This window comes from Micromonospora sp. DT228 (assembly GCF_049841595.1).
In the GTDB taxonomy this organism is placed as follows: Bacteria; Actinomycetota; Actinomycetes; order Mycobacteriales; family Micromonosporaceae; genus Micromonospora.
In genome coordinates, this window is the sequence record NZ_JBNCKO010000004.1 from 460,348 (window position 1) to 483,298 (window position 22,951).

The window sequence follows — 22,951 nt, forward strand, 5'->3', positions numbered from 1 at the left end:
CAACCTCTGGGACTGAACGCCAGTGGCCTCAAACGGTCGGGGGCAGCACGACGGCAGAGACGGACGCACGACGGCGACCTATTCGGTGATCTTCTGGCGGGCGGCGATGGCGGCGGCGTGCAGCATTTCGTCCGCGCGCATCTCGGCGTCGAAGTCGCCGATGTTCATCCCGGCTCGGTGCCGGGAGGCCACGAATCGATCCAGCCGGTCCAGTACCGGCCGCGCGTGCGACCCCATCGCGGCGAGGACCCGCAGCGCCTCTCGCCCGCACAGGTCGTCGTACAGGTAATCCGGTAGCACCTCCAGCAGTTCGGCGGCTACCGCTGGACCCTCGTGCAGCCACAGTGCGCCGGCGGACCTCAACTGCCCGAATCCGGGAGCCCGGAACAGGGTCCACAGCTGCCTGTGCTGGCGGGCAGTGAGCCCACCGTGCTCGGCCAGCCAGGTCAGCAGCGCTGATGCGATCCCGTCCCGGCGAACAGGTTGTTCCGGCCGGCCGGCGAGATACGTGTCGGCCACCGCCCGGTCCGAGGTGACGTGGAGGAGGGCAAGTGTCGCGCCCTGCGTCGGGTACCGCCGCAGCGGCGCTGCCGCGGCCGCGGCGGCTGGCCCGATCCTTCCCAGGACGTGGATCGCACAGCTCGGGGTGTCGTTCTCGGCCCCTTCGAGTCTGGCGATGAGTTCCGGCACCGCGGCAGCAGCAGCCGGACCGAACGCGGCCAGGACCCGCAGCGGCAGGTCCGGCGCGCACGTGTCCGGCAGCCCGGCCAAGATCTGCCGGGCGGCGGCCACCGGCGCCTGTGGATCGGCGCCCGCTCGGGCAACCGCCGTGAACGCCTCGGCCAGGCGTGGCTCGTCGCTGTCGGAGAGCATCAGCCGCACCAGGTGCGGCACCGCCCGGTGGTCGCCGACGCTGCCCAGCGCGGTGGCTGCCACCGCGCCGAGTTCGGGATCATCGAGCAACGTCGTGAGTTCGTCGGCGGCCAGACGGGACGCGGTCAACGAGGCTGCAACCGTGTGCAGCGCCGCCGACCGCACCTCGGAGATCTCGTCCCGCAGGAGGCCGGTCAGTATCGGCGTCAGCCGTCCGGGCGCGGCGCGCCACTGGCGCATCGCCGCGAGCGCCATCCGTACGCCTTCGAGCCTGACCTGTGGGCTCTCGGACCGGTTCGTCAGCCGTTCCGCCCAGGCGTAGCAGTCCTGCTCTCGATCGAGGCCGGTCAGCACCCGCGCCCAGTGCTCGCCGCCGGTCAGCTCGAGACGGGATCCTGGCCAGTTCAGCTCTCCCACGCACGGTTCGAGATCGGCGTGGATCGCGTCGTCGAGCGTCGGCCAGGCCCCCGGGTCTTCCCGGGTGAACACCGCGATATTCGCCAGTAGCCGGACGGCCGGGACAGTATCCGTCCGCAGACGTTCCAGGATGGCTTGGTGCTGCGCGCCCCTGTTCCAGGAAATGGCGTCCACGAGGGCGATCCGGACGACCGGATCGGTCGAGGCATCCAACGCTGACAGGGTCCGACCAGGTTCGGCGGCGCCCACCAGTAACGCTGCCGCGCTCCGCCGCACCTGCGAATCCACGTCGTCCAGAGCCGACTCGGCGGCGGCTGCAAGACGAGGCCAGTGGGAGTTTCGGAAGCACAACTGGTGCAGCAGCGCGAAGACGGTCCGCCGTGCCGACAGGCGGCGGTCGGTCGTGCAGGTCAGGAGGTGATGGATCACCGGCCCGTCCCGGTCGGCCTCCACCGCAGACCAGATCTGGGACCGCACCTCGTTGCCGGGGACGAGAACATCGCCGGAGACGACTGCCGCTTCCAGCCATCCCCAGTCGCCGAGCGGCGACACCAGCGCCGGGCCCTTCACTGTGCGAGGCGCGCGGCGCCCTTCCCGTACGTCATGAACCTGATCTTCCTCCACCGACATCGCGGTGCGCAACGCGAATCCGCCTCCCGCCCGCTTCTCGGCCGCTTCTCGGCAGGTGGGCCACCCGCGGATGGTCGTCGCCGGGCCGGGCCGAGCCGACACTGACGCGCGTCGATGTTGCGAGGGCGGGCCCAGATGTGCTGGAATGGCTCATATCGCCGCAGCGCGGGGGCAACCGTGCTGAGAACGGCCAGCACGGGAGCAGCACCAGGCCGGCAGCGCGTCACTGTGACAGACGCTCGCATGCCCCACCGCCGGGCCATCGCCACAGGGGCGGGCATTGCGCCGGCAGGCACTTCCGCCAGCCACAGGCATCCCCCGGTGCGCGTCCACGACGGCCGACGCGCTCGACGCCCGACCTGTCCTGGGCATCCGATTCGGACTGCCGGCGCGCCAGAACCGGCGACGAGGCGAGCAGGCCAAACGGCCAGGCAGGACACGGAGACCGGTCATCGATCCGGCGATCCGGGACAGCTCGCTCCACATCCACCTATAGATAGATCAGCATTGATATTTGAGTTAATAGATGCAACAGTGGCCCTGGGAGCGTTCCCATACTGACATCTCGTCCCGATGAACGGAGGATGAACAGTGCGTTTACACAAGCCCGCTCAATCCGGGGGACGACCCCGGTCAACCGTCCGTCGGTCCCTCCAGGCACTCGTCCTGATGTTCGCCATGGTGGTCGGCACGCTGCCGTTCACCGGAGCGGCTCAGGCGCACGGCACGGTCATCAATCCGGCGACTCGTGCGTACCAGTGCTGGAAAGCCTGGGGCAGCCAGCACATGAACCCGGCCATGCAGCAGCAGGACCCGATGTGCTGGCAGGCGTTCCAGGCCAACCCCGACACCATGTGGAACTGGATGAGCCAACTGCGGGACGGCCTCGGCGGCCAGTACCAGGCCAAAACCCCGGATGGGCAACTGTGCAGCAACGCCCTCTCCAGGAACAACGCTCTGAACCAGCCCGGGGCGTGGAAGACGACCCCCGTCAGCCGCAACCTCACGGTCCAGATGTACGACCAGGCCAGCCACGGTGCTGACTACTTCCAGGTCTACGTCACCAAGCAGGGGTTCAACCCGGCCACCCAGCGGCTCGGGTGGGGCAACCTCGACCTGATCACGACGACCGGGCGGTACGCGCCGGCGCAGAACATCTCGTTCAACGTCTCGCTCCCCGCACGCAGCGGGAACCAGATCCTGTTCGTGCTCTGGAGGGCGTCACACCTGGACCAGACCTACATGTGGTGCAGCGACATCACCATCAGCTGACCAGCAGGTCCGACCAGCACGTCACCACTCGGCCCAGGGCGCGTTGACGCCCTGGGCCGGGTAGCTCTGTCGGTCACGCCAGGAGCCGGAACGATCCCCGACCACACCCTCCGCCACCTGCTCAAGGAGCTGAACATGCAGCGACGGCGTTATCGCCCGGCCACCATGCTGGCAGGGCTGCTCATCCTGACCCTGTCCGCGCTTCTGTCGCCACCGGCGTCGGCGGCCAGCACCGCGGCAGCCGGCACACCCCACACCCGTGCGGCGCCACTCAGCGAACTGACCGTGGTATCCGAACGGGTGGCGTTCGGGCTGCAGCGTCCGATCGCGCTCACCGGGCTGGCGGACGGCCGGATGCTGATCGCGGAGAAGAACGGCACCGTCCGCGCGTACCACCCGGACACCGGCCTGGCAGCAGAGCCGGTGCTCGACCTGACCGCCCGGATCGACACGTCGGACAACGAACGCGGCCTTCTCGGCATCACGCCCGCGCCGAACTTCGCGCGGACCGGGATGCTCTACGTGGCCTACACGAGCCTGCCGGCCGGCGCGCTGACCCTGGCGCGAGTGCCCATCGGTGCTCCCGACCGGCTTCAGGTGCTGCTCACCCAGGAGCACGCCGAGTTCGGCAACCACAACGGCGGGCAGGTGGCCTTCGGCCGCGACGGCTACCTCTACTGGTCCCTCGGCGACGGCGGCAACGCGAACGACCCGTTCAAGTCCGGTCAGAACCTCGGCACCCTGCTCGGCAAGATCCTGCGGATCGACGTCAACCGTGCCTGCGGGGGCAAGCGCTACTGCGTACCCTCCGACAACCCGTTCGTCCGCACGCCGGGCGCGCGGCCGGAGATCTGGGTCTACGGGCTGCGCAACCCGTGGAAGTTCTCCATCGACCCGGCCGACAACTCGCTGTGGATCGGTGACGTCGGCCAGGGTCTGATCGAGGAGATCAACCACATCCGCCCGTGGCAGCGTGGCGCGAACCTCGGCTGGTCCTGTCGGGAGGGCACGCCGGTCTTCGACGAGACGCAATGCCGGCCGGGCGTGCGGCTCACCGACCCGGTCGTCGAGTACGACCACTACATGACGGAGAACTGCTCGATCATCGGCGGCCTGGTCTACCGGGGGTCCGTCACCCCGGAGGCGCGGGGGACCTACATCGCGAGCGACTACTGCTCGACCCGCGCATTCGCCGTGCGTCCCAAGTCCACGGGTGGCTACGAATCCGCCGAGATCGGCACCTTCCCCACCCAGCCGACGGCGTTCGCCGCCGACGTGAACGGCGAGCTGTACGTGCTCAGTGACCTCCCGGGTTGGCTGAGCCGGGTGCGGTTCGAGCAGGTCCAGCCAGCCTCTGGCAGCGGGGTGACGAACCGCTGAGCGTCGATCGCATCCGCGGGCGCCACTGCCCGGTCACGGCGCTCGCGCCGCGCACCGTAGCGGCACACCCAAGGTAAACCGTTCAGCAGCAGAAGCCCGCTACCGGCAACTCTGGTAGCGGGCTTCTGCTGCTGAACCTCCGTGGGCCTGGCGACGAACCCTCAGCCCACGTCGACGAGCCCGGCAGCGGCGGCAGGCCGGGGCGCCTCCGCAAGCCGACGTACGGGATCGAGATCACGGCGGAGCTTGTGGACTTTGTGCTGCGCGGGACACTGCACGGCACCTCGTGCGATGAGCTGGACCAGAAGCTCGTCACCGAGTTCGGCCTGTCGCACGAGGACGCGGAACTTGCGCGCGACCGATCGTTGGGTGGCCTGGTTCGCGCCGCTACCGGCAACCCCCGAAACCAACCCGACCGCAGCAAGGACCCGATGGCGTGGGAGAGCTTCGAGCGCGGCCGGCGTGCTCCATCGCTGGTGGCTCGCATCTATCCCCGGCTGGGGTAACCACGAGCGGCGGCGCGACTCGGCGGAGCAACTCGCGATCGAATCGAATCGATCCACAATGAGTCGTCCGGCGTTGACTCGCGGCCGGGAAGGCGCAACGCTGTGGAAGCGCTCCCATCGTCGAGCTCCTATTCGAAAGGAAAGGAATGCTCGTGCGTCCCACCACCGCGTTACTCCCGGTCGTGCTCGCCGCGGCCCTCGGCGGTCTGGCCCTGCCGCAGCCTGCCCTGGCCGCGACCGGCCCGGCGCTGGCCGTCGACACCACCGCCGCCCGGCACCAGATCAGCCCGTACGTCTACGGCATGAACTTCGCCGACGAGGCCCTCGCCCGCGACCTGCGGCTGCCGGTGCACCGTTACGGCGGCAACGCCACCACCCGCTACAACTTCCGTACCGACACCACAAACCGCGCCGCGGACTGGTATTTCGAGAACATCCCCAACGAGAACCCGAGTCCGGCCGACCTCCCGAAGGGTTCGGAGACCGACCGGTTCGTGCAGCAGAACAAGGCCACCGGCGCGGCCACCGTCATGACGATGCCGATGCTCGGCTGGATCGCCAAGGACCGGTCGCGAGCGTGTGGCTTCAGCGTCGCCAAGTACGGCCCGCAGCAGTCCACCGACACCTGGGCACCGGACTGTGGCAACGGCATCAAGCCGGACGGGTCACCTGTCACCGGCACCGACCCGGAGGACACCAGCGTCGCCGTCGGTGCGGAGTACGCCACCGACTTCGTCAACCACCTCAAGGGGCAGTTCGGCGCCGCCGCCGACGGCGGGGTCCAGTTCTACAACCTGGACAACGAGCCGGACCTGTGGCACTCCACCCACCGCGATGTCCGCCCGACCGGGCTGGGCTACGACGAGCTACGCGACCGCACCTACGAGTACGCCGCCGCGATCAAGGCTGCCGACCCCGGCGCGAAGACGCTCGGTCCGGTCGGCTGGGGCCTGAACTCGATCCTCTATTCGGGTCTCGACCAGGACACCTGCTCGCGTACCGGCTGCTGGTCGAACCCACCGGACAAGGCCGCGCACGGCGGCCAGGACCTCGGCCCGTGGTACCTGGACCGGATGCGTGAGTACGAGCAGCAGCACAGCACACGCATCCTCGACTACTTCGACGTCCACCTCTACCCGCAGCAGGCAGGCGTGTTGGGCGACGCGGCCGGCGACGCCAACACCCAGGCGCTGCGGCTGCGCTCGACCCGCCAGCTCTGGGACCCGACCTACGTGGACGAGAGCTGGATCAACAGTCCGGTCCGGTACATCCCGCGCCTGCGCGAGCTGGTCAACAAGCACTACCCGGGCACGAAGATCGCGATGACCGAGTACAACTGGGGCGCATACGGGTCGATCAACGGCGCGCTCGCCCAGGCTGACGTCCTCGGCATCTTCGGCCGCGAAGGGCTCGACCTGGCCACCCTCTGGACCGCACCCACGACCGACCAGCCGGTGGCCAACGCCTTCCGCGTCTACCGCAACTACGACGGCAAGGGCGGCGCGTTCGGCGACACCTCCGTCCAGGCGACAAGCGCCGACCAGGGCAAGTTGGCCGTGTACGCCGCCGAGCGCAGCGCCGACAAGGCGCTCACCCTTGTCGTCGTCAACAAGACCGGCGACGATCTGACCAGCCCGGTCACCCTCACCGGCGCGTCCGCCAGCGCCGCCGAGGTCTACCGCTACAGCGGGGCGAACCTCGCCGGCGTCGTCCGGGAGGCTGACCTGCCGGTGACCGCCAGCGGCCTCACGGCCACCTTCCCGGCCAACTCGATCACCCACCTGGTGCTGCCGCGCGGCACCACGCCCGGCGACACCCAGGCGCCGACCGCCCCGGGCAAGCCGACCGCCGGCACGATCACCGGCGACAGCGTCGCGCTGGCCTGGACGCCGTCCACCGACGACACCGCCGTCACCGGCTACGACGTGCACCGGGTCGACACCACCGGCACCGTGAAGGTGGGCAACTCCACCGGCACCACGTACACCGTGACCGGGCTGACGCCGGACACCCCGTACACCTTCGTGGTGACCGCCCGCGACGCGGCGGGCAACGTCTCGGCGGCCTCACCCGGCCGGACCGTAAGGACCGCGCCCACCGCCCCGACCGGCGGCTGCACGGTCGGCTACACGGCGAACAGTTGGCCGGGCGGCTTCACCTCGACCGTGACGATCAAGAACACCGGCACCACCGCGATCAACGGTTGGAAACTCGCCTTCGACTTCCCCACCACCGGCCAGAAGGTCGACCAGGGGTGGTCGGCCACCTGGAAACAGAGCGGTACGAGCGTCACCGCGGACAGCATGAGTTGGAACGGCAAGCTCGCCCCCGGCGCGTCCACGAGCATTGGCTTCAACGGCACGTGGAGCGGCACCAATCCGGCACCAACCGCCTTCGACCTCAACGGTCAACGCTGCGGGTGACCTGAGAGACACCTCCTCCGCGGCACACCCGCGGAGCAGTCCGGAGGGGGGGGGGGGGGGGCCGGCCCCCCCCCCCCCCCCCCCCCCCCCCCCCCCCCCGCCCCCCCCCCCCCCCCCCCCCCCCCCCCCCCCCCCCCCCCCCCCCCCCCCCCCCCCCCCCCCCCCCCCCCCGGGGGGGGGGGGGGGGGGGGGGGGGGCCCCCCCCCCCCCCCCCCCCCTCGCTCCCGAGCGGCGACACTGCCCGCCGTCCCTACGACTCCCGCGCGCGGTTACGGCGGTGGTGGACGATCAGCACGACCGCGCAGAGCAGTGCCACCAGGCCGAACGCCGAGCTGATCCACGGGCTGTCCGCAGCTGTCGACAGCACCATGTTGGCCGCCGCGCTGACGAAGAGCGCCAGCCACAGCAGCGGGCGTAGCCGGCCGCCCGGCCTCTTCGGCGTGTCGACCGGGGCCTCGGTGATGCGGTACGGATCGGTCATGACTGCCTCCTCGGGCGTTCGATCCTCGACGCCGTCAACGCTAGGCAGGCGGCGCGGCGGGAACGATCCCGCCAGCTCGACAACAGTGGTGCAGCAGGCTGTACCTTCCGTGCCGGGCGTTGCCGGGCGGGGCCCACGGTGGCCTATGTTGGCGGGGGAGGTGGGTCGATGGCGTACGTGCGGGGCCGGGTTCGCGCCTCGGTCGACGCCCTGGAGCACCTCGTCGGAGGGCTGGGCACCGCCACGCTGGCGCTGGGCGCGCTGCTCTGGGCGGCGATCGTGGCGGTGGCCTGCCTGGGCGGGGTGGGGCTGCTGGCGGCGCCCGGCGCGTTGCGGGCGGTGCGCTCGGTGGCCGACCGCGAGCGGGCCCGGCTGTCCCGCTGGGGCGAGCCGATCCCCACGCCGGGGCCGGTGCCGGCCGGGTTGCGGACGGCGACGCGTGATCCCTTCGTCCGCCGGGAGTTCGGTTGGGTCGGGTTGTCCTCGGTCGTCGGCCTGGTGACCGGGCTGGTCGGCCTCGTGCTGCCCCTCTCTGCCGTCCAGTACGTCACATTCCCGCTGTATTACCGGCTGCTCCCAGCCGACGCCGGCGCGCCGGGGATCGTCTGGTGGCGCATCGACGAATTGTCCGAGGCACTCGCGGTCGGGTTGCTCGGGGTGGGCTGGCTGGCCGCCGCGATCTGGTGCGGCCCGGTTCTGGCCCGTCTCCAGGCCTGGCCGGGCCGGTTGCTGCTGCCTCCGCCGCCGGGTGTCGACCTGTCGCTGCGGGTGGCCGAGCTGACCGCCACCCGCGCCGCGGCGCTGGACGCCCACGCTGTCGAACTGCGCCGGATCGAGCGGTCGCTGCACGACGGCACCCAGAACCGGTTGGTCGCGGTGAACGTGTTGCTGGGCGCCGCGCGGCGGGCCGTACGCCGCAACCCGGACCGCGCCGACGAGATCCTCGGGCAGGCGCAGGACGCCGCGGAACAGGCACTCGGGGAGCTGCGTACGGTGGTGCGCGGGATCCTGCCGCCCGTGCTTGACGACCGGGGTCTCGCCGGCGCGCTGGCCGGCCTGGCCGGCAGCTGCGTGGTGCCCTGCCGACTCGAGGTGGACGTGGCGGTGCGGTGCGCGGCCTCGGTCGAGGCCACCGCGTACTTCGTGGTGGCCGAGGCGCTGACGAACGTCGTCCGGCACAGCGGCGCGAGCCAGGTGGACGTGGCCGTGCGCCGCGAGCGCGGCCGGCTGCTGGTGTGCGTCGCGGACGACGGGCACGGCGACGCCGACGAGGCGCGTGGCTCCGGGCTCACCGGTATCCGCCGGCGGGTCGAGGCGTACGACGGCCGGATGACGCTGACGAGCCCACCGGGAGGGCCGACGAGAATGGACGTGGAGCTGCCATGCGGATCGTGATCGCCGAGGACGACCCGCTGCTGCGTGAGGGGTTGGCTCTGCTGCTGCGGGCGGAGGATCTGGACGTGGTCGCCACGGCCGGTACTCCGGGAGAGTTCCTGGTCGCCGTCGACGAACACGCGCCGGACATCGCGATCGTGGACGTACGGATGCCGCCGACCCACACCGACGAGGGCATCGTGGCCGCGGTGGAGGCCCGGCGGCGGCGCCCCGGCCTCGCGGTGCTGGTCCTGTCGGCGTACGTGGAGCAGGCCTTCGCCACCGACCTGTTCTCGGTCGGCGCCGTCGGGCTCGGTTATCTGTTGAAGGAGCGGGTGGGCCGGGTCGAGGAGTTTCTCACGGCGCTGCACCGCGTCGCGGACGGCGGCAGCGTGATCGACCCGGAGGTGGTGGCGCAGTTGCTCGCCCGCAACCGTCGGACGGACACGGCGCTGAGCGAGCTGTCGCCGCGTGAGCGTGAGGTGCTGGGGCTGATGGCCGAGGGGCTTGGCAACAGCGCGATCGCCGAGCGGCTGTTCGTCACCGACGGCGCGGTGCACAAGCACATCCGCAGCATCTTCTCGAAGCTCCAGCTTCCACCCGACGACCAGGCCGACCGCCGGGTCACCGCGGTGCTGCGCTACCTGGACGGCGATCGGCGGTAGCGCCTGCTGTACCCGGACCTGGCAGTCCACGGGATGGTCGCCGTTCTCGCACGTCTTTAGCGTTTCTGGTGCGCGCAGTTCTTGCCGATGACACGGAGAGAGGCCACCAGAATGCCGGACTATCCGGGACAGACAATCGAACCGGCGGTACGCGTCGAACACCTCACGCGTGTGTACGACGCCGGCCGTAACCAGGTGACCGCGCTCGCGGGCATCGACGTCGACTTCGACCGGGGCACCTTCACCGCGGTGATGGGGCCCTCGGGTTCCGGCAAGAGCACGCTGCTGCAGACCGCGGCCGGGCTCGACCGGCCCACCTCCGGTCGGGTGGTCATCGGAGGCACCGACCTGTCCGGGCTGTCCGAGACCCGCCTGACCGAGCTGCGTCGTACCCGGATCGGGTTTGTCTTCCAGGCGTTCAACCTGATCGGCGCTCTCACCGTCGAGGAGAACATCGTGCTGCCCCTGCGCCTGGCCGGCGTCCGTCCGGACCGGGCCTGGCTGAACCGGGTGGTCGAGCGGGTCGGCCTCACCGACCGACTGCACCACCGGCCGGCCGCACTCTCCGGCGGCCAGCAGCAGCGGGTGGCGATCGCCCGGGCGCTGGCCACCCGTCCCGAGGTGATCTTCTCCGACGAGCCCACCGGCGCCCTCGACTCGCGGACCGCGGCGGAGGTGCTGACGCTGCTTCGCGCGGTCGTCGACGAACACGGGCTGACCGTGGTGATGGTGACCCACGACCCGATCGCCGCGTCGTATGCGGATCGCGTGCTCGTGTTGGCCGACGGTGCGATCGTCGGCGACCTGCCGCAGCTCGGAGCCGCGAATATCGCCGAGCACCTGGCATCGCTGGATCGGCGGGTCCTCCGATGATCGGCCTCGCCGCCCGCCTGCTGCGGCACCGCGCCGGCCCCGCCACCGCGACGCTGCTCGCCCTCGTCGCCGGCGTGCTGATCCTGGTGGCGATGGGCACCCTCGTCGAGTCCGGGCTGCGTTTCCGCGCCGAGCCACGGCTCTGGGCCACGGCCGACGTGGTCGTCGCCAACCGCACGGTCAGCCACACGTTCAAAGAGTTCGGCGGCGACACCACCACGAGCACCGTCACGCTGCCCGAGGGCGGCACTGTGGACGCGGCCCTGGTGGACCGGATCCGCCAGGCGCCGGGCGTCGCGGCCGTCACCGGCGACGATCGGGTGCTGATCGGCTCACCCGCTGCCGTGGGACACGGCTGGGACACGTACGCCTTCACCGGTCGTCAGATCGCCGCGGGCGCCGCGCCACGGGCCGACGACGAGGTGCTTCTCGACACCCGTCTCCGCGTGGCACCCGGCGACCGCATCGACCTGGCCGTCGGCGGGGTCGGGCGGTCGTACCTGGTGAGCGGCACCGCCGAGACCGGTTCGGCGGCAGTGTTCTTCACCAACGCGCAGGCCGCCCGGTTGTCCGCCCACCCGGGCCGGGTGGACGCGATCGGCGTACGGATGGCACCCGGCGCCGACCTCGGCGCGGTACGCGAGATCGCTGCGGCGGCCGGCGCCACGACCTACGTCGGGAAAGACCGTGGAAACGTCGAGCAGTCGGAGCACCAGGCCGCCCAGACGTTGCTGGTCGAGGCCGGATCGGCTTTCGGGGGGTACGTCGTCCTGCTGATCGTCTTCGTGGTGGCCGGCACCATCGGGCTGTCCGTCCGGCACCGTCGACGTGACCTGGCGTTACTGCGCGCGGTCGCGGCCACGCCGGGGCAGGTGCGCCGGATGCTGGTCGCCGAGGCCGCGCTGCTCGCCCTGATCGGCTCGGCGATCGGCGGCCCGGCCGGCCTGCTGGCGGCCCACTGGGTGCACGGCGAGCTGGTCGGGCGGGGGTTCGTGCCGGCCAGCTTCCCGATGGCCGGTGGCCTGTTCGCGGTGCCGGCCGCGGTCGGTACGGCGGTCCTCGTGGCGGTGCTCGCCGCGCTTGTCGCCGCACGCCGGGTCACCGGGATCAAGCCGATCGAGGCGCTCGGCGAGATCGCCGTCGAGCCTCGACGGAGCGGCCGGGTGCGGCTGATCGCCGGCGTGCTGACGCTGGCCGCGGCCGGTACCTCCGGCGCGTTCACGCTCGGTGCCGCCGGTTCGACCGGGGCGCTGGCCGGCGCGGTCGGCATGCTGTACCTGTTCGTCATCGCGGTGGCGCTTCTCGCACCGAGGATCAACGCGTACGCGGCACGCCTGCTCACACCGTTGCTGCCGCGGGCGTGGCGGGTCAGCGGCTACCTGGCCGCGGCCAATCTGCGGGCCAACGCGCAGGGCATGGCGACCGTCCTGACCGCCCTCGTGCTGTCCGTGGGGTTCGGCGGCTCGGTGTGGTTCCTGCAGAACAACCTGGAACGGCAGACCACCACGCAGAGCAGCGCGGGAACCCTCGCCGAGCGGGTGCTCGTCGCTCCGGGCGGGCTGCCGGCGGACGCGGCGCGGGAGGTCCGCGAGTTGGCCGGGGTGCGGGCGGCCACCGGTGTACGCCGTACGCAGGTGGTGGTGCCGGCGCTCGGCGGCATCGAGCCGGTCAGCGCGCAGTCGGTCGACCCGGCGGGCATCACGTCGACGATGGACCTCGCCGTGCGCGAGGGCAACCTGGCCAACCTGCGCGCGGGCACGGTCGCCCTGTCCGCGATGCAGGCGTCCGCGTCCGGGTGGGACGTCGGCGACCAGGCGGAACTCTGGCTGGGCGACGGCACCCCGGTCACGTTGGACGTCATCGCGATCTACGGCCGTGGCCTCGGCTTCGGCGACGTCACGCTGGCTGCCGAGACGGTCGCCGGACACACGGCCGGGGCCACCGACGACGAGGTCCTGGTGAGCGCCGGCCCGGAGGCCGACACCGCGTTGGCCACGTGGTCGGCTGGGCACCCGGGCACCGAGGTGGTCGACGCCGCCACCCGGACGCGCCTGCTCGGCACCGATGTGGCAGTCGGCGCCTGGCTGAACCGGCTGCTGATCGGCGTGATGGTGGGGTACGCGGCGTTGGCGGCGGCCACCACAATGGTGATGGCCGCGCTGGCCCGCCGCCGCGAGTTGGCGTTGCTCCAACTGGTCGGGGTCACCCGCCGTCAGATTCGGAGCATGGTCCAGGCCGAACAGGCCGGGCTGCTCGGCACCGCGGTGCTGATCGGCGCGACGATCGCGGCGCTGACCCTGAGCGCGATCGTCAACGGACTGACCGGCAGCCCGATCCCGTACGTCCCGCCGCTCGGTTGGGTGGTGGTGCTCGGCGGTACGACACTGCTGGCGCTGGCAACCACAGTGTGGCCCGTCCAACGGTTGCTCAGCGCGCCCCCGATCGACAACATCGGTGTGAAGGAGTAGGCGTCACGGCTCGGATATCGGCGGCCGTGCCGCCTCCGCGGACATCGCTGGGGCGGCACGGTCACCCTGTCCGTCGAAGCCAGGTGTCCAGCCGTGTCCAGTCGCGTCCAACATCCCACTCAGCGCCCTCTCCCGATTGCGAGGATTGCCGTCCGGTCCGGGTCGTCCGACTCCTGACCCGGCCGACAAGTCCCCTCGTGATGGGAGCGGTGCATGTCAGAACGAGTTGTCAGCCACCCGCGCACGAAAAGACCGAGCCGCAGGTCCCTGCTCGCAATGGCACTCGCCGTCGTGGCGTCGGTGTCCTTCGTCCCGACGGCCGCGGCGGCCGGGCCGGCTGACCGACCGGCCCAGCCCGGGGGCACGGCGGATCAGGCCCGTACCGATGGCCGGGCGGCCCCGGCCACCGTCGGCGGCGTCGCCACGGACCGGGCGGGTGGGGCGGCGGACATGGCCGAGGCGATCGCCGCGCAGCGGGGCATCAGCCGCGCTGCCGCCGAGAAGCTGCTCAGTGCCGAGAACGCCAACGTGCGACTCGCCAACGAGCTGACCACCGAGCTGGGTGCCAGCTCGGGCGGCGCGTACCTGTCCGACGGCAACCTCGTCGTGACGGTCACCGACGCCGCGGCTGCCGCGAAGGTGACCGCCGCTGGCGCGAAGGCGCGCCTCGTCGCTCGTGGCGAACGGCAACTCCAGTCCATCCAGCGGGCGCTGGAGGCCGCCCCGAGTGAACCCAACACGACCTGGGCTGTGGACCCGGCGACCAACCAGGTGGTGGTGAGCCTGCCGGCGTCGGGGGCGAAGAACGCCGCGCAGAGCTCGGCGGCGCGCAAGTTCGGCGCGGCGGTGCGGTTCGAGACCAGCACCGGCCAGATCCAGCCGAACGTCGGGATCTCCAGCGCGGACGCGTTGGGCGGCTGCTCGGTCGGCTTCACCGCCACCGACTACACCTTCAACTACATCATCACGGCCGGCCACTGCACCCAGGGCTACCCGCACTGGACACTGCCCAACGGGCAGGACGTCGGGCCGTCGCTGGAGAGCAACTATCCGGAGAACGACTACGGCCTCATCTGGATGAACGGTCCGTCGGTCTGGGCGACCGGTGTCATCAACCTGTGGAACAACACAACCCGCAGCATCCACGGTTGGGCGACGGCCGTGAGCGGGCTGTCGGTCTGCAACTCGGGCAAGACCACCGGATTCAGGTGCGGCTCCGTGCTTAAGACCAACGTGACGGTCAACGGCGCGGGCGGCACCGTACGCCAGATGGTCGAGACCAACATCTGCACCCTCGGCGGCGACAGCGGTGGGCCGCTCTTCGCCACCAACACCGCGTACGGGCTGAACTCGCACGCCAACCGGGTCGGCAGCCAGTGCAACTCCACGCCGCGAACCTGGCACCAGCCAGTGGGCGAGGCGATCACCGGATACCAGGTCGTCATCTACGGCGCGCCGTGACAAGCGGCGACGAGCGAAGGAGACAGGGATGAGAAGCGCATTCACCAGAGCCGCACGCCTCACCGCCGCGGCCGTCATGGCGACGACAGTGGCCCTGACCGTGGCCGTCGGCCCCGCCCAGGCGGACCTCTGGACGCACACCGACGGGTTCGAGGGGAATCCGGCAGCGGTGTGGGAGTTCCACCGCTCCGGGGCCGGGAGCGGAGCCTACGAGCTGGGCACCGGAACGGCCCGGTCCGGGTGGAACAACGCCATTCTCACGACCTCGGCCGGTGGCTGGTCCGGGGTGGGCAAGCTGCTCACCGTGAGCCCGCGTACCGCCGGGCACTCCACGACCTGCGGCGGCGGGTTCTACGTCCGGGCGGTCAGCGGGTCGGCGGTGCTCAACGTCGAGGTGATCGATCCGGCGAGCTGGACCTACCTCTCGCTGCGCACCGTCCGGATCACCGACACCGCCTGGCGGCTGCATGACGTGGCCGGCTACGCGAACGGTCCCAACCAGGTGTTCGTCCGGATCTCCCTGCTCGGTGGCAGCGGTGCCGCGCGGGTGGACGACTTCGCCTTCCAGTGCAGCTACCGCCGCGCCTGAGCGGGTAGACCTCGGCGGGGCCGGCGCTCGTGGCGCCGGCCCCGCGCTGTTTCGCCCGCCGTCACCGCCGCCGGCCCCGCTAGGCCCGCCGACGCGCTCCCTGTCGCCGGTACGGTGTGCCGGTGGAAACCGTGGCGAAGCTCCGCTCCGGAGCCACGTTCGAGCGAACGAAGGAGCACCATGGCGACGATCCGCCGAGGCCGGATCGCCCGAACAGCCGCCGCAGCCGCCTCGCTACCTGCCGTGACAGCACTCCTGCTGGCCACCGGATGCACGGCACCGGCACCCGCCCCACCGTCGAAGGCCAGCGCCCCGTCGCTTCGAGAGCTACACACGCCGGAGACGCTCCTCGGGATGCCCAAGTCGATGAGTCGAGGTCTGACGGAGAGACCCATCTCGTTGATGGATGAGCTGAAGCGCGAGGTCGGAGAACCAACAAGCGCGATCGGTTGGGCGTACGGGGGCGAGACTCCGGACGCGGACGCGGTGCTTGTCACCGGCGCGTCGGGCTCGGTCCGTGACCCGGCGGCAACGTTGGAACGCGTGCTGGGGCTGTACGGACGTGTCGAGACCCAGGCGGTTGACTCGGGCCAGCTCGGGGGTCGCGCCGGTTGCGGGCACGGACGCCCCGAGCACGGCGGCTACATGACGCTCTGCGGCTGGGCCGACAGTGAGACGGTCGGGATCGTCGCCTTCGTCTCCGATCGCCCACAGGGGGACCTCACCACCGACTTCCTCACCGTGCGGGGCGAGCTGGAGCGTCCGCCCAGATGATCTGGGGGGACACGCCGGCCACCACGGTCTGGTCGCCGTAGCGACGCTGCACCACGAACGTGCCGGCGCTGCCCCCGCCGCTCTCGGCGAACGCGACGTCCTGCACCTTGCCGGCCTGGACGGACTCGTAGTGGGCGGGCAGGAACTCGGCCTGGTCGTTGCTGGAGGACAGCCCGGGCCCGAAGACCCCGACGAGGACCGCGACGATCAGCCAGGCGCCGATCGTCCACCACGGGTGGCGGACCACCCCTCGTGCCAACGTTGCGAACATCAGGCTCGTCTCCAACCGCGCCGCCGGCCACGGCACCGTCTGCCGCTGAGTGGCCCAGCCGATCACGTGCGGTTGAAGTGGCCGTGTGGTGGCCTTTCGAATTCTGTGAGAGTTCGAGTAGGGGGCGGGCGGGCGGTGCGTTACTCGGCGACCCGGGTACGCGTCGTCCAGCGGTACACGACCTGCCGCTCGCCGTGGCGGTCGACCACCTCGTCGGTGCGCTCGAACTGCTCGTACCCACCCATGAATTGGATCTTGACTTTGTCCTGCCCGCCGTCGACCAGGCACTGCCGCGACGAGGAAGGGAGATCGGACGGACCGCCTTGCAGAAGCGCGGCGACAGCGGGACCGATGACGTCAGCCATTGTCAACACCTCCGTGCTAGGACCATTGCCGACGAGTATGCGGACAGCGCCGGGGCCGGGGACACCCGTAGCGCACCCCTAAGGCCCCACAAGAATTTCGCAGAGAACGCACAACGGCTCCCCATCGCGGGCGTGCCCGAAGCGCGGACGCCAGCGGGAGGGTTCCGGCATCGGCCTGGCCATCGTCGCGGCGATCGCCGAGGCGCACGGCGGTACGGCGCGGGTGAGCTCCGCGCCCGGCGAGGGCACCACGTTCACCGTGCGCCTCCCCCGCCAGGAGCCGGACTGAACCCCGTGGGAGCCCGCCGCTGGTCCCGGTTCACCCCTTCATCGGGTACGGAGCGGACACACCGGCAACCCGCTCTCCTGGATCATCGGGTCATGACTGCTCCGCTGCTTCGCGTCACGATGGAGTCCGGCCAGATCTGGCACGACCCCTCAGAGGATCTGCTGTTCGAGTTGCTGTCGGACATGGAGCGCGGCGAGGAGATGTTCCTCATCGTGGAACGTCTCACCGATGCCACCGGTCAGACGTTCGCGCAGGTTGCCCGCACCGAGGCAAACGGATACCAGGTCGAGTACCGCGAGGGTGGCGAAGACAGTCACTTCCAGGCGTTCACCGAGGACAAGCGGCTCGTCCACTCCGTGCTCACGGCCTGGGCCTTCGAGCTGGCCGGATGGCGGGCGGCGCTGCCGTGGGCGCCCCTGCGGTTCGACGACCACGGCTGAGGGCGAGCCCGCCGGCTGGTCGCCCTTGTCAGGTCATCGGGCCGACCGATCAGCAGGTACGCCTCAGGCAACGCCACTGGAAGTGTCTTCCCCGGCTATTCGAACGACGGGCGCTGGTCGCCGGACGGGCAGCGCATCCTCTTCACCCACATGCCGCGCACGGGTACGCCCGGCTTCGTGCTTGTGGATCCGGAGACGCTCACCACAACGTTCGTTCCACTGCCCGACCTGGCCGCGCAGAACGACAAGGCCACCGGCCTGATCTGGACGCCAGACAGTAACGGGCTCGCGCTGACGCTCTCCACGTCTGTCGACGAGCCCACGGTGACCGGGATCCGTATCTACGACCTGGCTGGCAGAGTCGTGCGTACCGTTCCCGCCAGCGGCGGCCCGCTGGACGACGTCAGCTTCTTCCCGGACGGCGGGCAACTGGCGCTGGCGCCGAACTCCGGCGGGGTACGGCAGACTTCCGTCACGGTGGTCGATCCGGTCAGCGGGGCGCTCCAGCACAGCTTCAGGGTGCCCCTTGCCGGCGGCCTGATCGGCTGGACGGACGACCAGCACCTGCTGATCCGCGTCTACCACGACGCGGGCGGGATACCGGCATCGGACCTGCCCGCCCCAGTCCTCGGACCGGGTGATGACGAGTACGACCGCCTGCTCGTGGTCGACCTGACCGGTCGGGTCACCCACTCGATGCACCTACCGGCCGAGGACGCCGAGCACCTCTTCATCGGCTCCTCCGCCGGCCTGCCGAGCAGCGCCGCGAAGATCACCTTCTAAGCCGTGCCGGACCTCGCCATCGTCGACGACGTCGGCCAGACCGGCTGACACCGGTACGGGGCGGGTCGGGTCACCGCGGCGCGGCCCGCCCCCGTACCGCCCATCCGCACCACGTACCCCTTGGCCCATCCCCCTGGAGCCGCCTTCTATGCGCCCTCGCGCGATTATGGTGTTCGCTGTCGCGGCGGTCGTTCTCGGCGGGGTCCTGCTGGTCCCTGCCGCGTACGCCAGACTCGCCACCACCCCCGATCCGACCGACCCCGCATCGGCCCCCCGCCGCCCCCGCTGACCCCGCCACCGCCGCCGACCCTGGCCGCCGCACCGATATCGGTGCCGGTGGACGGCTTCCTCGCGTGGGCACTGCTGGACCGCGAGAGCGGGCAGACCGCCGGCTCGGCCAACAGTGCCACGTCGACCAACTCCACCGAATCGATGATCAAGGTATGGATCGTCGCGGACTTCCTACGTCGAACGGCGGAGGCCAACAAAATGCCCTCGGACAAACGCCTGGAACAGGCCAGCCAGGCGATCCGCTACAGCTCCAACGACTCGGCCGAAGCGCTCTACAACGCGGGCGGCCGCACAGCGGTGATCAGACGGATGATCATCCTGTGCCGGTTGACCACAACGAGGCCGGGCACCATCCCTGGCTACGCGGGCTGGTGGAGCTTCACCGAGATGACCGCCCAAGACGCGGTACGAATGGGCGAGTGCGTCAAGAGCGGCAAGGCCGCAGGCCCCACATGGACCGACTGGTCGCTCAAGGAGATGCGCAACGTCTGGGGCACCACCGCCAACAAAGATCAGCAAAAGACGAGAGAGGGCGGCCGATGGGGCATCATCGACGGGTTACCGATGAAATGCTCAAGAAGGATCCGGTCAGCATGGCGGCGCTGGTCAAGCACACCGAGCTGTACGTCGACGTTGACTATCGACTGTTCGCGATGATCGACGACAGCAACGACCGGCGCAATGTGCCGCCCCCGCCGCACGAGCTCGATAAATGGGTCAGCTCGACGCCGGGCTACGTGGTGGTCGAGAACATCGACGACGCCGTGGTGCTGGGTAGCGACACCCGACTGGAAACCTGGGACGGACCGGCCGACTTCGATCCGACCGGCTGGGACCGCAGCGACGTCCTCCAGGTGGTCTTCGAGTCGGGCATCCTCGGGTTCTCCAGCGGCACGGCCGGCGGCATCGCCGACGCCTACCGCCTACCACCGGGCCGCCGATGGAGCGTACGGCTGGCCTGGCGTGCCGAGGCGCCACCCGCCCCGGACGAGCTGCCGACCGCATCGGTCCTGATCCAGTTCAGCCCGGCCTGAGCCGCCGGGCCGACACGTCACGGTGGGGCGCCCCGGCCAAGGCGCGCGCGATCGCGGACGGATCTATGCCGGCTCGCGCACGCCGCCGGCGTTGCCACCGTCGTCCGGCATCGGTTCGGCCGGGGCTTCGGGCAGTTCGTCCGGCGTGCCAGGCAGCAGGACGCTCGCGTCGTCGGGCACCGGTTCACGCGGGTCGATGGGCGGATACTGTTCGGGGTCGAGATCCGGTCCAGTCATCAGGTGAGTATCCGTCGTCTTCCGGGCTGCCGCTCGTCGGGCCCGCGAGCCGGGCGGTGGAGCCACCTACGTGTTGATCGGATCATCACCACTTGTTGAATAGACGCTGACAAATATCAACCAGGCTTGGCAGCATGGCTATCACCCACCGACGCCTCCTCGCCGCCACCCTCGTGGCCGGGCTGACTCTGCTCGCCGCCTGGACACCGGCACGCGGCGCGGAGCCCACTCCGGCGCCCGCCGTCACCGCGCCCAACATCATCTTCGTTCTCGTCGACGACCTCGCCTGGAACCTCGTGCAATACCTGCCGCAGGTGCAGCGACTACAGAGTGAAGGGGTCACCTTCACCAACTACACGGTGACCGACTCGCTGTGCTGCCCGTCCCGCTCGTCGATCCTCACCGGGCAGTTCCCACACGACACCGGCGTGTTCACAAACGGTGGAGCCGATGGCGGGTTCGCGGTCTTCAAGGGCCGGGGCAACGAGAACCGGACCTTCGCGACCGCCTTGCAGGCCAAGGGCTACCGAACCGGGTTCCTCGGCAAGTACCTCAACGGCTACCTGCCGGCGGACACCCAGGGAGGCACGCTGCCGTACGTCCCACCCGGCTGGTCGGAGTGGTACGTGGCGGGCAACGGCTACTCCGAGTACAACTACGACCTCAACGAGAACCACGCAGTCGTCCACTACGGAAGCCAACCGGCCGACTATCTGACAAACGTGCTGTCCCGCAAGGGCAAGGACTTCATCCAGCGTTCGGCGGCCGCCAACACACCCTTCCTGCTGGAGGTCTCGACCTTCGCCCCGCACAGCCCGTTCACACCGGCCAACCAGGACCTCGAGGACTTCCCCGGCCTCACCGCCCCGCGCACCCCGGCGTACGACCAGCTGCCCACCAACCCGCCGTCCTGGCTGGCCGGCAACGCGCCGTTGACCACCCAGGAAAAGAGCACCCTGGACACGAACTTCCGCAAGCGTGCCCAGTCCGTGCAGGCCGTCGACCGACTGATCGGCAACCTGCGTACCCAACTCACCACGAGCGGCATCGCCGACAACACCTACGTGGTGTTCAGCTCCGACAACGGCTTCCACATGGGCGAGTACCGGCTGACCGGAGGCAAGCAAACCGCCTTCGACACCGACGTACGCGTCCCCCTCGTCGTCGCCGGACCGGGCGTCGTCCCCGGATCGCAACGTGCCGAGATCGTGCAGAACATCGACCTGGCACCAACCTTCCAGCGCATCGGCGCGGCCGACGTCGGCACGCACGTCGACGGGCGCAACCTGCTCCCCCTCGCCCAGGGCGAAGTGGCACCGAACTGGCGTACCGGGGCGCTGATCGAGCACCACGGCCCCAACCAGGCGGCCGACGACCCCGACGCCCAGGACCGGCGCAACGGCAGCCCGGTCACCTACGAGGCCCTACGATCAGCGGCCTACACCTACGTCGAGTACTCGAACGGCGAGCGGGAGTACTACGACCGGACCGTCGACCCCCACCAACTCAACAACATCGCCGCCGGGCTCTCGACAACCCGCCGGGCCGCACTACACGACGCACTCGCGGCGTACGTCGCCTGCCACAGCCACTCGGCGTGCTGGACGGCAGGTCACGTGCCGGCCTGACGGCGCATCATCCGCAACGGCCCTGACCTGCGGCCTCGCGCTGTCGCAGGCCAGGGCCGATCGCCGTCCTCGCCCGGCTGGGCGCAGGTGGCCGCCCCACAAGCACGACGAGCCGTACCCCTTCGGGTTGGCGATTCGCTCGACCAGTCGCCACCCAGCTGGTCACCCAGACGAGCGATTCATGCGTCGTCACAGGTCTTCATCGTCTTCGTCTGGTGGCAGGTCGGTCTGCCACCAGATCCGCATCAGGTACTGCTCGATTCCGGAGTGCTGTCGTTGCAGATCGTCGATGCGCTCATCGTCGCCGTCAGTGCCCATCACCTTCAGAATCTCGTGGAATGCCCCGTCTGCCTGCTCACGCCCGCGATGAAAAAGCGCGACCGTATACCGGCCGAGCCCCCTTGGCGGGTCAATGCCAGAAATGACCGTGCCGAATATGTCGCCAACCTGCAGATTGCCGCTAGGACAGTCCAGGTCGAACGTCAGGGGCCCCGTCCACCCGGACGCGCTCAGGTCGTCATCGGGGGCCTCGTCCCAAATCTCCACGTCGGCTCGTACTTTTATGAGGTCTTGGGTCGCGACGATGTAGATCTCGTATCCGGTGCTCGCTGCCACATTCTTGATGGCCTCGCTGATAGCGGTCGCTGAGCCCACGGCGGCGTCGCAGTAGACGTCGCGGAGGACGACCATCCGGTAGTTCGGACTTAACGTCAGGCCATGGCGGCTGTGCCGGGTCGGCATGGTTGCTCTCCTACGAACGGTCGACAGCTCGATACCCTCACCCGACAAACAACAGCACCCTCCGGCGCCGGGGAGCCCGCTCACCGTGAGCGGGCTCCCGAACCGGATCAACCACCGAGCTGCAAACGCGCGGATCGGACGAATGGTGGCGTCGCCCATCCTCGACAAGCTCACCGATGACGACCTGACGCCACGGGTCGCGGCGACACTCGACCTGCTGTTCCTCGTGGGCGGCGGAAGCGTCGACGGGTTGCGGCTCAGATGCGTCGCCGTGGACCCCAGCCGGCGTCGGCCTCGCCGGGAGCGACCAGACCGTCCTGGTCGACGACGCCAGCCTGGAGCGGGTCAGCCGACATCTGACCTGTCGGGCCCGCCGAGAGGGTGGGCCGCCCCCCGCCTGGTGCGGCCCACCCGAGCCCGCCGTCCACGGCCGACGAAGACACCCGATGGCCTCCGAGACGTCAGGCGGACGCCGCCGGCTGATACACGCAGTCGAGCGCACGCGCGACGTAGAGGCCGTGGTTGAGGTAGGTCAGAAGGGCATCGATGGTCCCGTTGTCGAGCGCCACCTGCGCGGCCGCCCGCACGTTGTCCCCAGCGTTTGGCATCGTCCGGTTCGCCGCGATCCGCAGATCCGTGGTCCAGGAGACCCGCAGGCCCGTCTTGAGGAACGCACGGAGATCATC

General features: G+C 70.3%; 24 protein-coding genes. 17 read left to right on the forward strand and 7 right to left on the reverse strand.

What is annotated here, in order from left to right:
* Window positions 1–78: 78 nt before the first annotated feature.
* Window positions 79–1,860, reverse strand: coding sequence for a hypothetical protein (locus ACLQ29_RS11540; protein ID WP_425771603.1), 1,782 nt, complete (start codon window positions 1,858–1,860; stop codon window positions 79–81).
* A 729-nt stretch (window positions 1,861–2,589) separates the two neighbouring features.
* Between ACLQ29_RS11540 and ACLQ29_RS11545 the strand changes: the two genes are divergently transcribed.
* The 4 genes from ACLQ29_RS11545 to ACLQ29_RS11560 all read left to right on the forward strand — a co-directional run bounded on the left by ACLQ29_RS11545 (window position 2,590) and on the right by ACLQ29_RS11560 (window position 7,501).
* Window positions 2,590–3,192, forward strand: a complete 603-nt coding sequence (locus ACLQ29_RS11545; RefSeq protein WP_425771604.1) for a lytic polysaccharide monooxygenase auxiliary activity family 9 protein — start codon at window positions 2,590–2,592, stop codon at window positions 3,190–3,192.
* 135 nt (window positions 3,193–3,327) lie between these two features.
* A complete protein-coding gene (locus tag ACLQ29_RS11550) occupies window positions 3,328–4,572 on the forward strand; it encodes a PQQ-dependent sugar dehydrogenase (protein WP_425771605.1) in 1,245 nt (414 codons plus the stop codon).
* Window positions 4,573–4,820: 248 nt separating this feature from the next.
* Window positions 4,821–5,078 carry a hypothetical protein gene (locus ACLQ29_RS11555; RefSeq protein ID WP_425771606.1) on the forward strand — a complete coding sequence of 86 codons (258 nt, stop codon included), beginning with the start codon at window positions 4,821–4,823 and terminating at the stop codon, window positions 5,076–5,078.
* A 146-nt stretch (window positions 5,079–5,224) separates the two neighbouring features.
* Complete coding sequence (locus ACLQ29_RS11560) at window positions 5,225–7,501, forward strand: glycoside hydrolase family 44 protein (protein ID WP_425771607.1); 2,277 nt, start codon at window positions 5,225–5,227, stop codon at window positions 7,499–7,501.
* Window positions 7,502–7,751: 250 nt separating this feature from the next.
* Here the strand turns inward: ACLQ29_RS11560 and ACLQ29_RS11565 are convergent, their stop codons facing one another.
* Window positions 7,752–7,982 carry a hypothetical protein gene (locus ACLQ29_RS11565; RefSeq protein WP_425771608.1) on the reverse strand — a complete coding sequence of 77 codons (231 nt, stop codon included), beginning with the start codon at window positions 7,980–7,982 and terminating at the stop codon, window positions 7,752–7,754.
* Between the two features lie 168 nt (window positions 7,983–8,150).
* On the opposite strand from ACLQ29_RS11565, the gene ACLQ29_RS11570 reads away from it, so the two are divergent.
* From ACLQ29_RS11570 to ACLQ29_RS11600, 7 genes are all read left to right on the forward strand, one after another.
* Complete coding sequence (locus ACLQ29_RS11570; protein WP_425771609.1) at window positions 8,151–9,377, forward strand: sensor histidine kinase; 1,227 nt, start codon at window positions 8,151–8,153, stop codon at window positions 9,375–9,377.
* The gene (locus ACLQ29_RS11575; protein WP_425771610.1) at window positions 9,365–10,021 is read left to right on the forward strand and encodes a response regulator; all 657 of its coding nucleotides are present in this window, start codon (window positions 9,365–9,367) and stop codon (window positions 10,019–10,021) included. Before ACLQ29_RS11570 ends, ACLQ29_RS11575 begins: the two co-directional genes overlap by 13 nt.
* A gap of 111 nt (window positions 10,022–10,132) precedes the next feature.
* Window positions 10,133–10,894, forward strand: a complete 762-nt coding sequence (locus ACLQ29_RS11580) for an ABC transporter ATP-binding protein (RefSeq protein ID WP_425771653.1) — start codon at window positions 10,133–10,135, stop codon at window positions 10,892–10,894.
* Window positions 10,891–13,362: an FtsX-like permease family protein gene (locus ACLQ29_RS11585; protein WP_425771611.1), complete on the forward strand. Its 2,472-nt coding sequence runs from the start codon at window positions 10,891–10,893 to the stop codon at window positions 13,360–13,362. The genes ACLQ29_RS11580 and ACLQ29_RS11585 overlap by 4 nt, the downstream gene beginning before the upstream one ends.
* 276 nt (window positions 13,363–13,638) lie before the next feature.
* Window positions 13,639–14,823 (forward strand): S1 family peptidase, encoded by a 1,185-nt coding sequence (locus ACLQ29_RS11590; protein WP_425771612.1) that lies wholly within the window; start codon window positions 13,639–13,641, stop codon window positions 14,821–14,823.
* A gap of 28 nt (window positions 14,824–14,851) precedes the next feature.
* Complete coding sequence (locus ACLQ29_RS11595) at window positions 14,852–15,412, forward strand: hypothetical protein (protein WP_425771613.1); 561 nt, start codon at window positions 14,852–14,854, stop codon at window positions 15,410–15,412.
* Window positions 15,413–15,814: 402 nt separating this feature from the next.
* Window positions 15,815–16,186, forward strand: coding sequence for a hypothetical protein (locus tag ACLQ29_RS11600; RefSeq protein WP_425771614.1), 372 nt, complete (start codon window positions 15,815–15,817; stop codon window positions 16,184–16,186).
* On the opposite strand, the gene ACLQ29_RS11605 is transcribed toward ACLQ29_RS11600, so the two are convergent.
* Together ACLQ29_RS11605 and ACLQ29_RS11610 are read right to left on the reverse strand one after the other, a co-directional pair.
* Window positions 16,149–16,457, reverse strand: a complete 309-nt coding sequence (locus ACLQ29_RS11605) for a hypothetical protein (protein WP_425771615.1) — start codon at window positions 16,455–16,457, stop codon at window positions 16,149–16,151. The two genes, ACLQ29_RS11600 and ACLQ29_RS11605, sit on opposite strands and share 38 nt — an antisense overlap.
* Before the next feature lie 140 nt (window positions 16,458–16,597).
* Window positions 16,598–16,822: a DUF5988 family protein gene (locus tag ACLQ29_RS11610; RefSeq protein ID WP_393375975.1), complete on the reverse strand. Its 225-nt coding sequence runs from the start codon at window positions 16,820–16,822 to the stop codon at window positions 16,598–16,600.
* Between the two features lie 94 nt (window positions 16,823–16,916).
* On the opposite strand from ACLQ29_RS11610, the gene ACLQ29_RS11615 reads away from it, so the two are divergent.
* The 5 genes from ACLQ29_RS11615 (at window position 16,917) to ACLQ29_RS11635 (ending at window position 19,659) form a co-directional block, all read left to right on the forward strand.
* Complete coding sequence (locus tag ACLQ29_RS11615) at window positions 16,917–17,111, forward strand: ATP-binding protein (RefSeq protein WP_425771654.1); 195 nt, start codon at window positions 16,917–16,919, stop codon at window positions 17,109–17,111.
* A 92-nt stretch (window positions 17,112–17,203) separates the two neighbouring features.
* Window positions 17,204–17,551, forward strand: coding sequence for a hypothetical protein (locus ACLQ29_RS11620; protein WP_425771616.1), 348 nt, complete (start codon window positions 17,204–17,206; stop codon window positions 17,549–17,551).
* Between the two features lie 150 nt (window positions 17,552–17,701).
* Window positions 17,702–18,334, forward strand: coding sequence for a hypothetical protein (locus tag ACLQ29_RS11625; RefSeq protein ID WP_425771617.1), 633 nt, complete (start codon window positions 17,702–17,704; stop codon window positions 18,332–18,334).
* 336 nt (window positions 18,335–18,670) lie between these two features.
* Window positions 18,671–19,282, forward strand: a complete 612-nt coding sequence (locus tag ACLQ29_RS11630) for a hypothetical protein (protein ID WP_425771618.1) — start codon at window positions 18,671–18,673, stop codon at window positions 19,280–19,282.
* Window positions 19,219–19,659: a hypothetical protein gene (locus ACLQ29_RS11635; protein WP_425771619.1), complete on the forward strand. Its 441-nt coding sequence runs from the start codon at window positions 19,219–19,221 to the stop codon at window positions 19,657–19,659. Before ACLQ29_RS11630 ends, ACLQ29_RS11635 begins: the two co-directional genes overlap by 64 nt.
* A 63-nt stretch (window positions 19,660–19,722) precedes the next feature.
* On the opposite strand, the gene ACLQ29_RS11640 is transcribed toward ACLQ29_RS11635, so the two are convergent.
* Window positions 19,723–19,896: a hypothetical protein gene (locus ACLQ29_RS11640; RefSeq protein ID WP_238668119.1), complete on the reverse strand. Its 174-nt coding sequence runs from the start codon at window positions 19,894–19,896 to the stop codon at window positions 19,723–19,725.
* Between the two features lie 134 nt (window positions 19,897–20,030).
* Here ACLQ29_RS11640 and ACLQ29_RS11645 point away from each other — a divergent pair, with 134 nt between their 5' ends.
* Window positions 20,031–21,524 carry a sulfatase family protein gene (locus tag ACLQ29_RS11645; RefSeq protein ID WP_425771620.1) on the forward strand — a complete coding sequence of 498 codons (1,494 nt, stop codon included), beginning with the start codon at window positions 20,031–20,033 and terminating at the stop codon, window positions 21,522–21,524.
* 189 nt (window positions 21,525–21,713) lie between these two features.
* Here the strand turns inward: ACLQ29_RS11645 and ACLQ29_RS11650 are convergent, their stop codons facing one another.
* Both ACLQ29_RS11650 and ACLQ29_RS11655 read right to left on the reverse strand, forming a co-directional pair.
* Complete coding sequence (locus ACLQ29_RS11650; protein ID WP_425771621.1) at window positions 21,714–22,424, reverse strand: hypothetical protein; 711 nt, start codon at window positions 22,422–22,424, stop codon at window positions 21,714–21,716.
* A gap of 302 nt (window positions 22,425–22,726) precedes the next feature.
* Window positions 22,727–22,951, reverse strand: a 225-nt coding sequence (locus ACLQ29_RS11655) for an ALF repeat-containing protein (RefSeq protein ID WP_425771622.1), incomplete at its 5' end; no start/stop codon positions are given.

Bases quoted from the DNA above. Each gene is read 5' to 3' on its own strand.
- ACLQ29_RS11545 (WP_425771604.1), top strand. From the start codon at position 2,590: ATGTTCGCCATGGTGGTCGGCACGCTGCCGTTCACCGGAGCGGCTCAG.
- ACLQ29_RS11550 (WP_425771605.1), top strand. From the start codon at position 3,328: ATGCAGCGACGGCGTTATCGCCCGGCCACCATGCTGGCAGGGCTGCTC.
- ACLQ29_RS11560 (WP_425771607.1), top strand. From the start codon at position 5,225: ATGCTCGTGCGTCCCACCACCGCGTTACTCCCGGTCGTGCTCGCCGCG.
- ACLQ29_RS11565 (WP_425771608.1), bottom strand. From the start codon at position 7,982: ATGACCGATCCGTACCGCATCACCGAGGCCCCGGTCGACACGCCGAAG.
- ACLQ29_RS11570 (WP_425771609.1), top strand. From the start codon at position 8,151: ATGGCGTACGTGCGGGGCCGGGTTCGCGCCTCGGTCGACGCCCTGGAG.
- ACLQ29_RS11575 (WP_425771610.1), top strand. From the start codon at position 9,365: ATGCGGATCGTGATCGCCGAGGACGACCCGCTGCTGCGTGAGGGGTTG.
- ACLQ29_RS11580 (WP_425771653.1), top strand. From the start codon at position 10,133: ATGCCGGACTATCCGGGACAGACAATCGAACCGGCGGTACGCGTCGAA.
- ACLQ29_RS11585 (WP_425771611.1), top strand. From the start codon at position 10,891: ATGATCGGCCTCGCCGCCCGCCTGCTGCGGCACCGCGCCGGCCCCGCC.
- ACLQ29_RS11590 (WP_425771612.1), top strand. From the start codon at position 13,639: ATGGCACTCGCCGTCGTGGCGTCGGTGTCCTTCGTCCCGACGGCCGCG.
- ACLQ29_RS11595 (WP_425771613.1), top strand. From the start codon at position 14,852: ATGAGAAGCGCATTCACCAGAGCCGCACGCCTCACCGCCGCGGCCGTC.
- ACLQ29_RS11600 (WP_425771614.1), top strand. From the start codon at position 15,815: ATGGATGAGCTGAAGCGCGAGGTCGGAGAACCAACAAGCGCGATCGGT.
- ACLQ29_RS11605 (WP_425771615.1), bottom strand. From the start codon at position 16,457: ATGTTCGCAACGTTGGCACGAGGGGTGGTCCGCCACCCGTGGTGGACG.
- ACLQ29_RS11610 (WP_393375975.1), bottom strand. From the start codon at position 16,822: ATGGCTGACGTCATCGGTCCCGCTGTCGCCGCGCTTCTGCAAGGCGGT.
- ACLQ29_RS11620 (WP_425771616.1), top strand. From the start codon at position 17,204: ATGACTGCTCCGCTGCTTCGCGTCACGATGGAGTCCGGCCAGATCTGG.
- ACLQ29_RS11625 (WP_425771617.1), top strand. From the start codon at position 17,702: ATGCCGCGCACGGGTACGCCCGGCTTCGTGCTTGTGGATCCGGAGACG.
- ACLQ29_RS11635 (WP_425771619.1), top strand. From the start codon at position 19,219: ATGGCGGCGCTGGTCAAGCACACCGAGCTGTACGTCGACGTTGACTAT.
- ACLQ29_RS11640 (WP_238668119.1), bottom strand. From the start codon at position 19,896: ATGACTGGACCGGATCTCGACCCCGAACAGTATCCGCCCATCGACCCG.
- ACLQ29_RS11645 (WP_425771620.1), top strand. From the start codon at position 20,031: ATGGCTATCACCCACCGACGCCTCCTCGCCGCCACCCTCGTGGCCGGG.
- ACLQ29_RS11650 (WP_425771621.1), bottom strand. From the start codon at position 22,424: ATGGGCGACGCCACCATTCGTCCGATCCGCGCGTTTGCAGCTCGGTGG.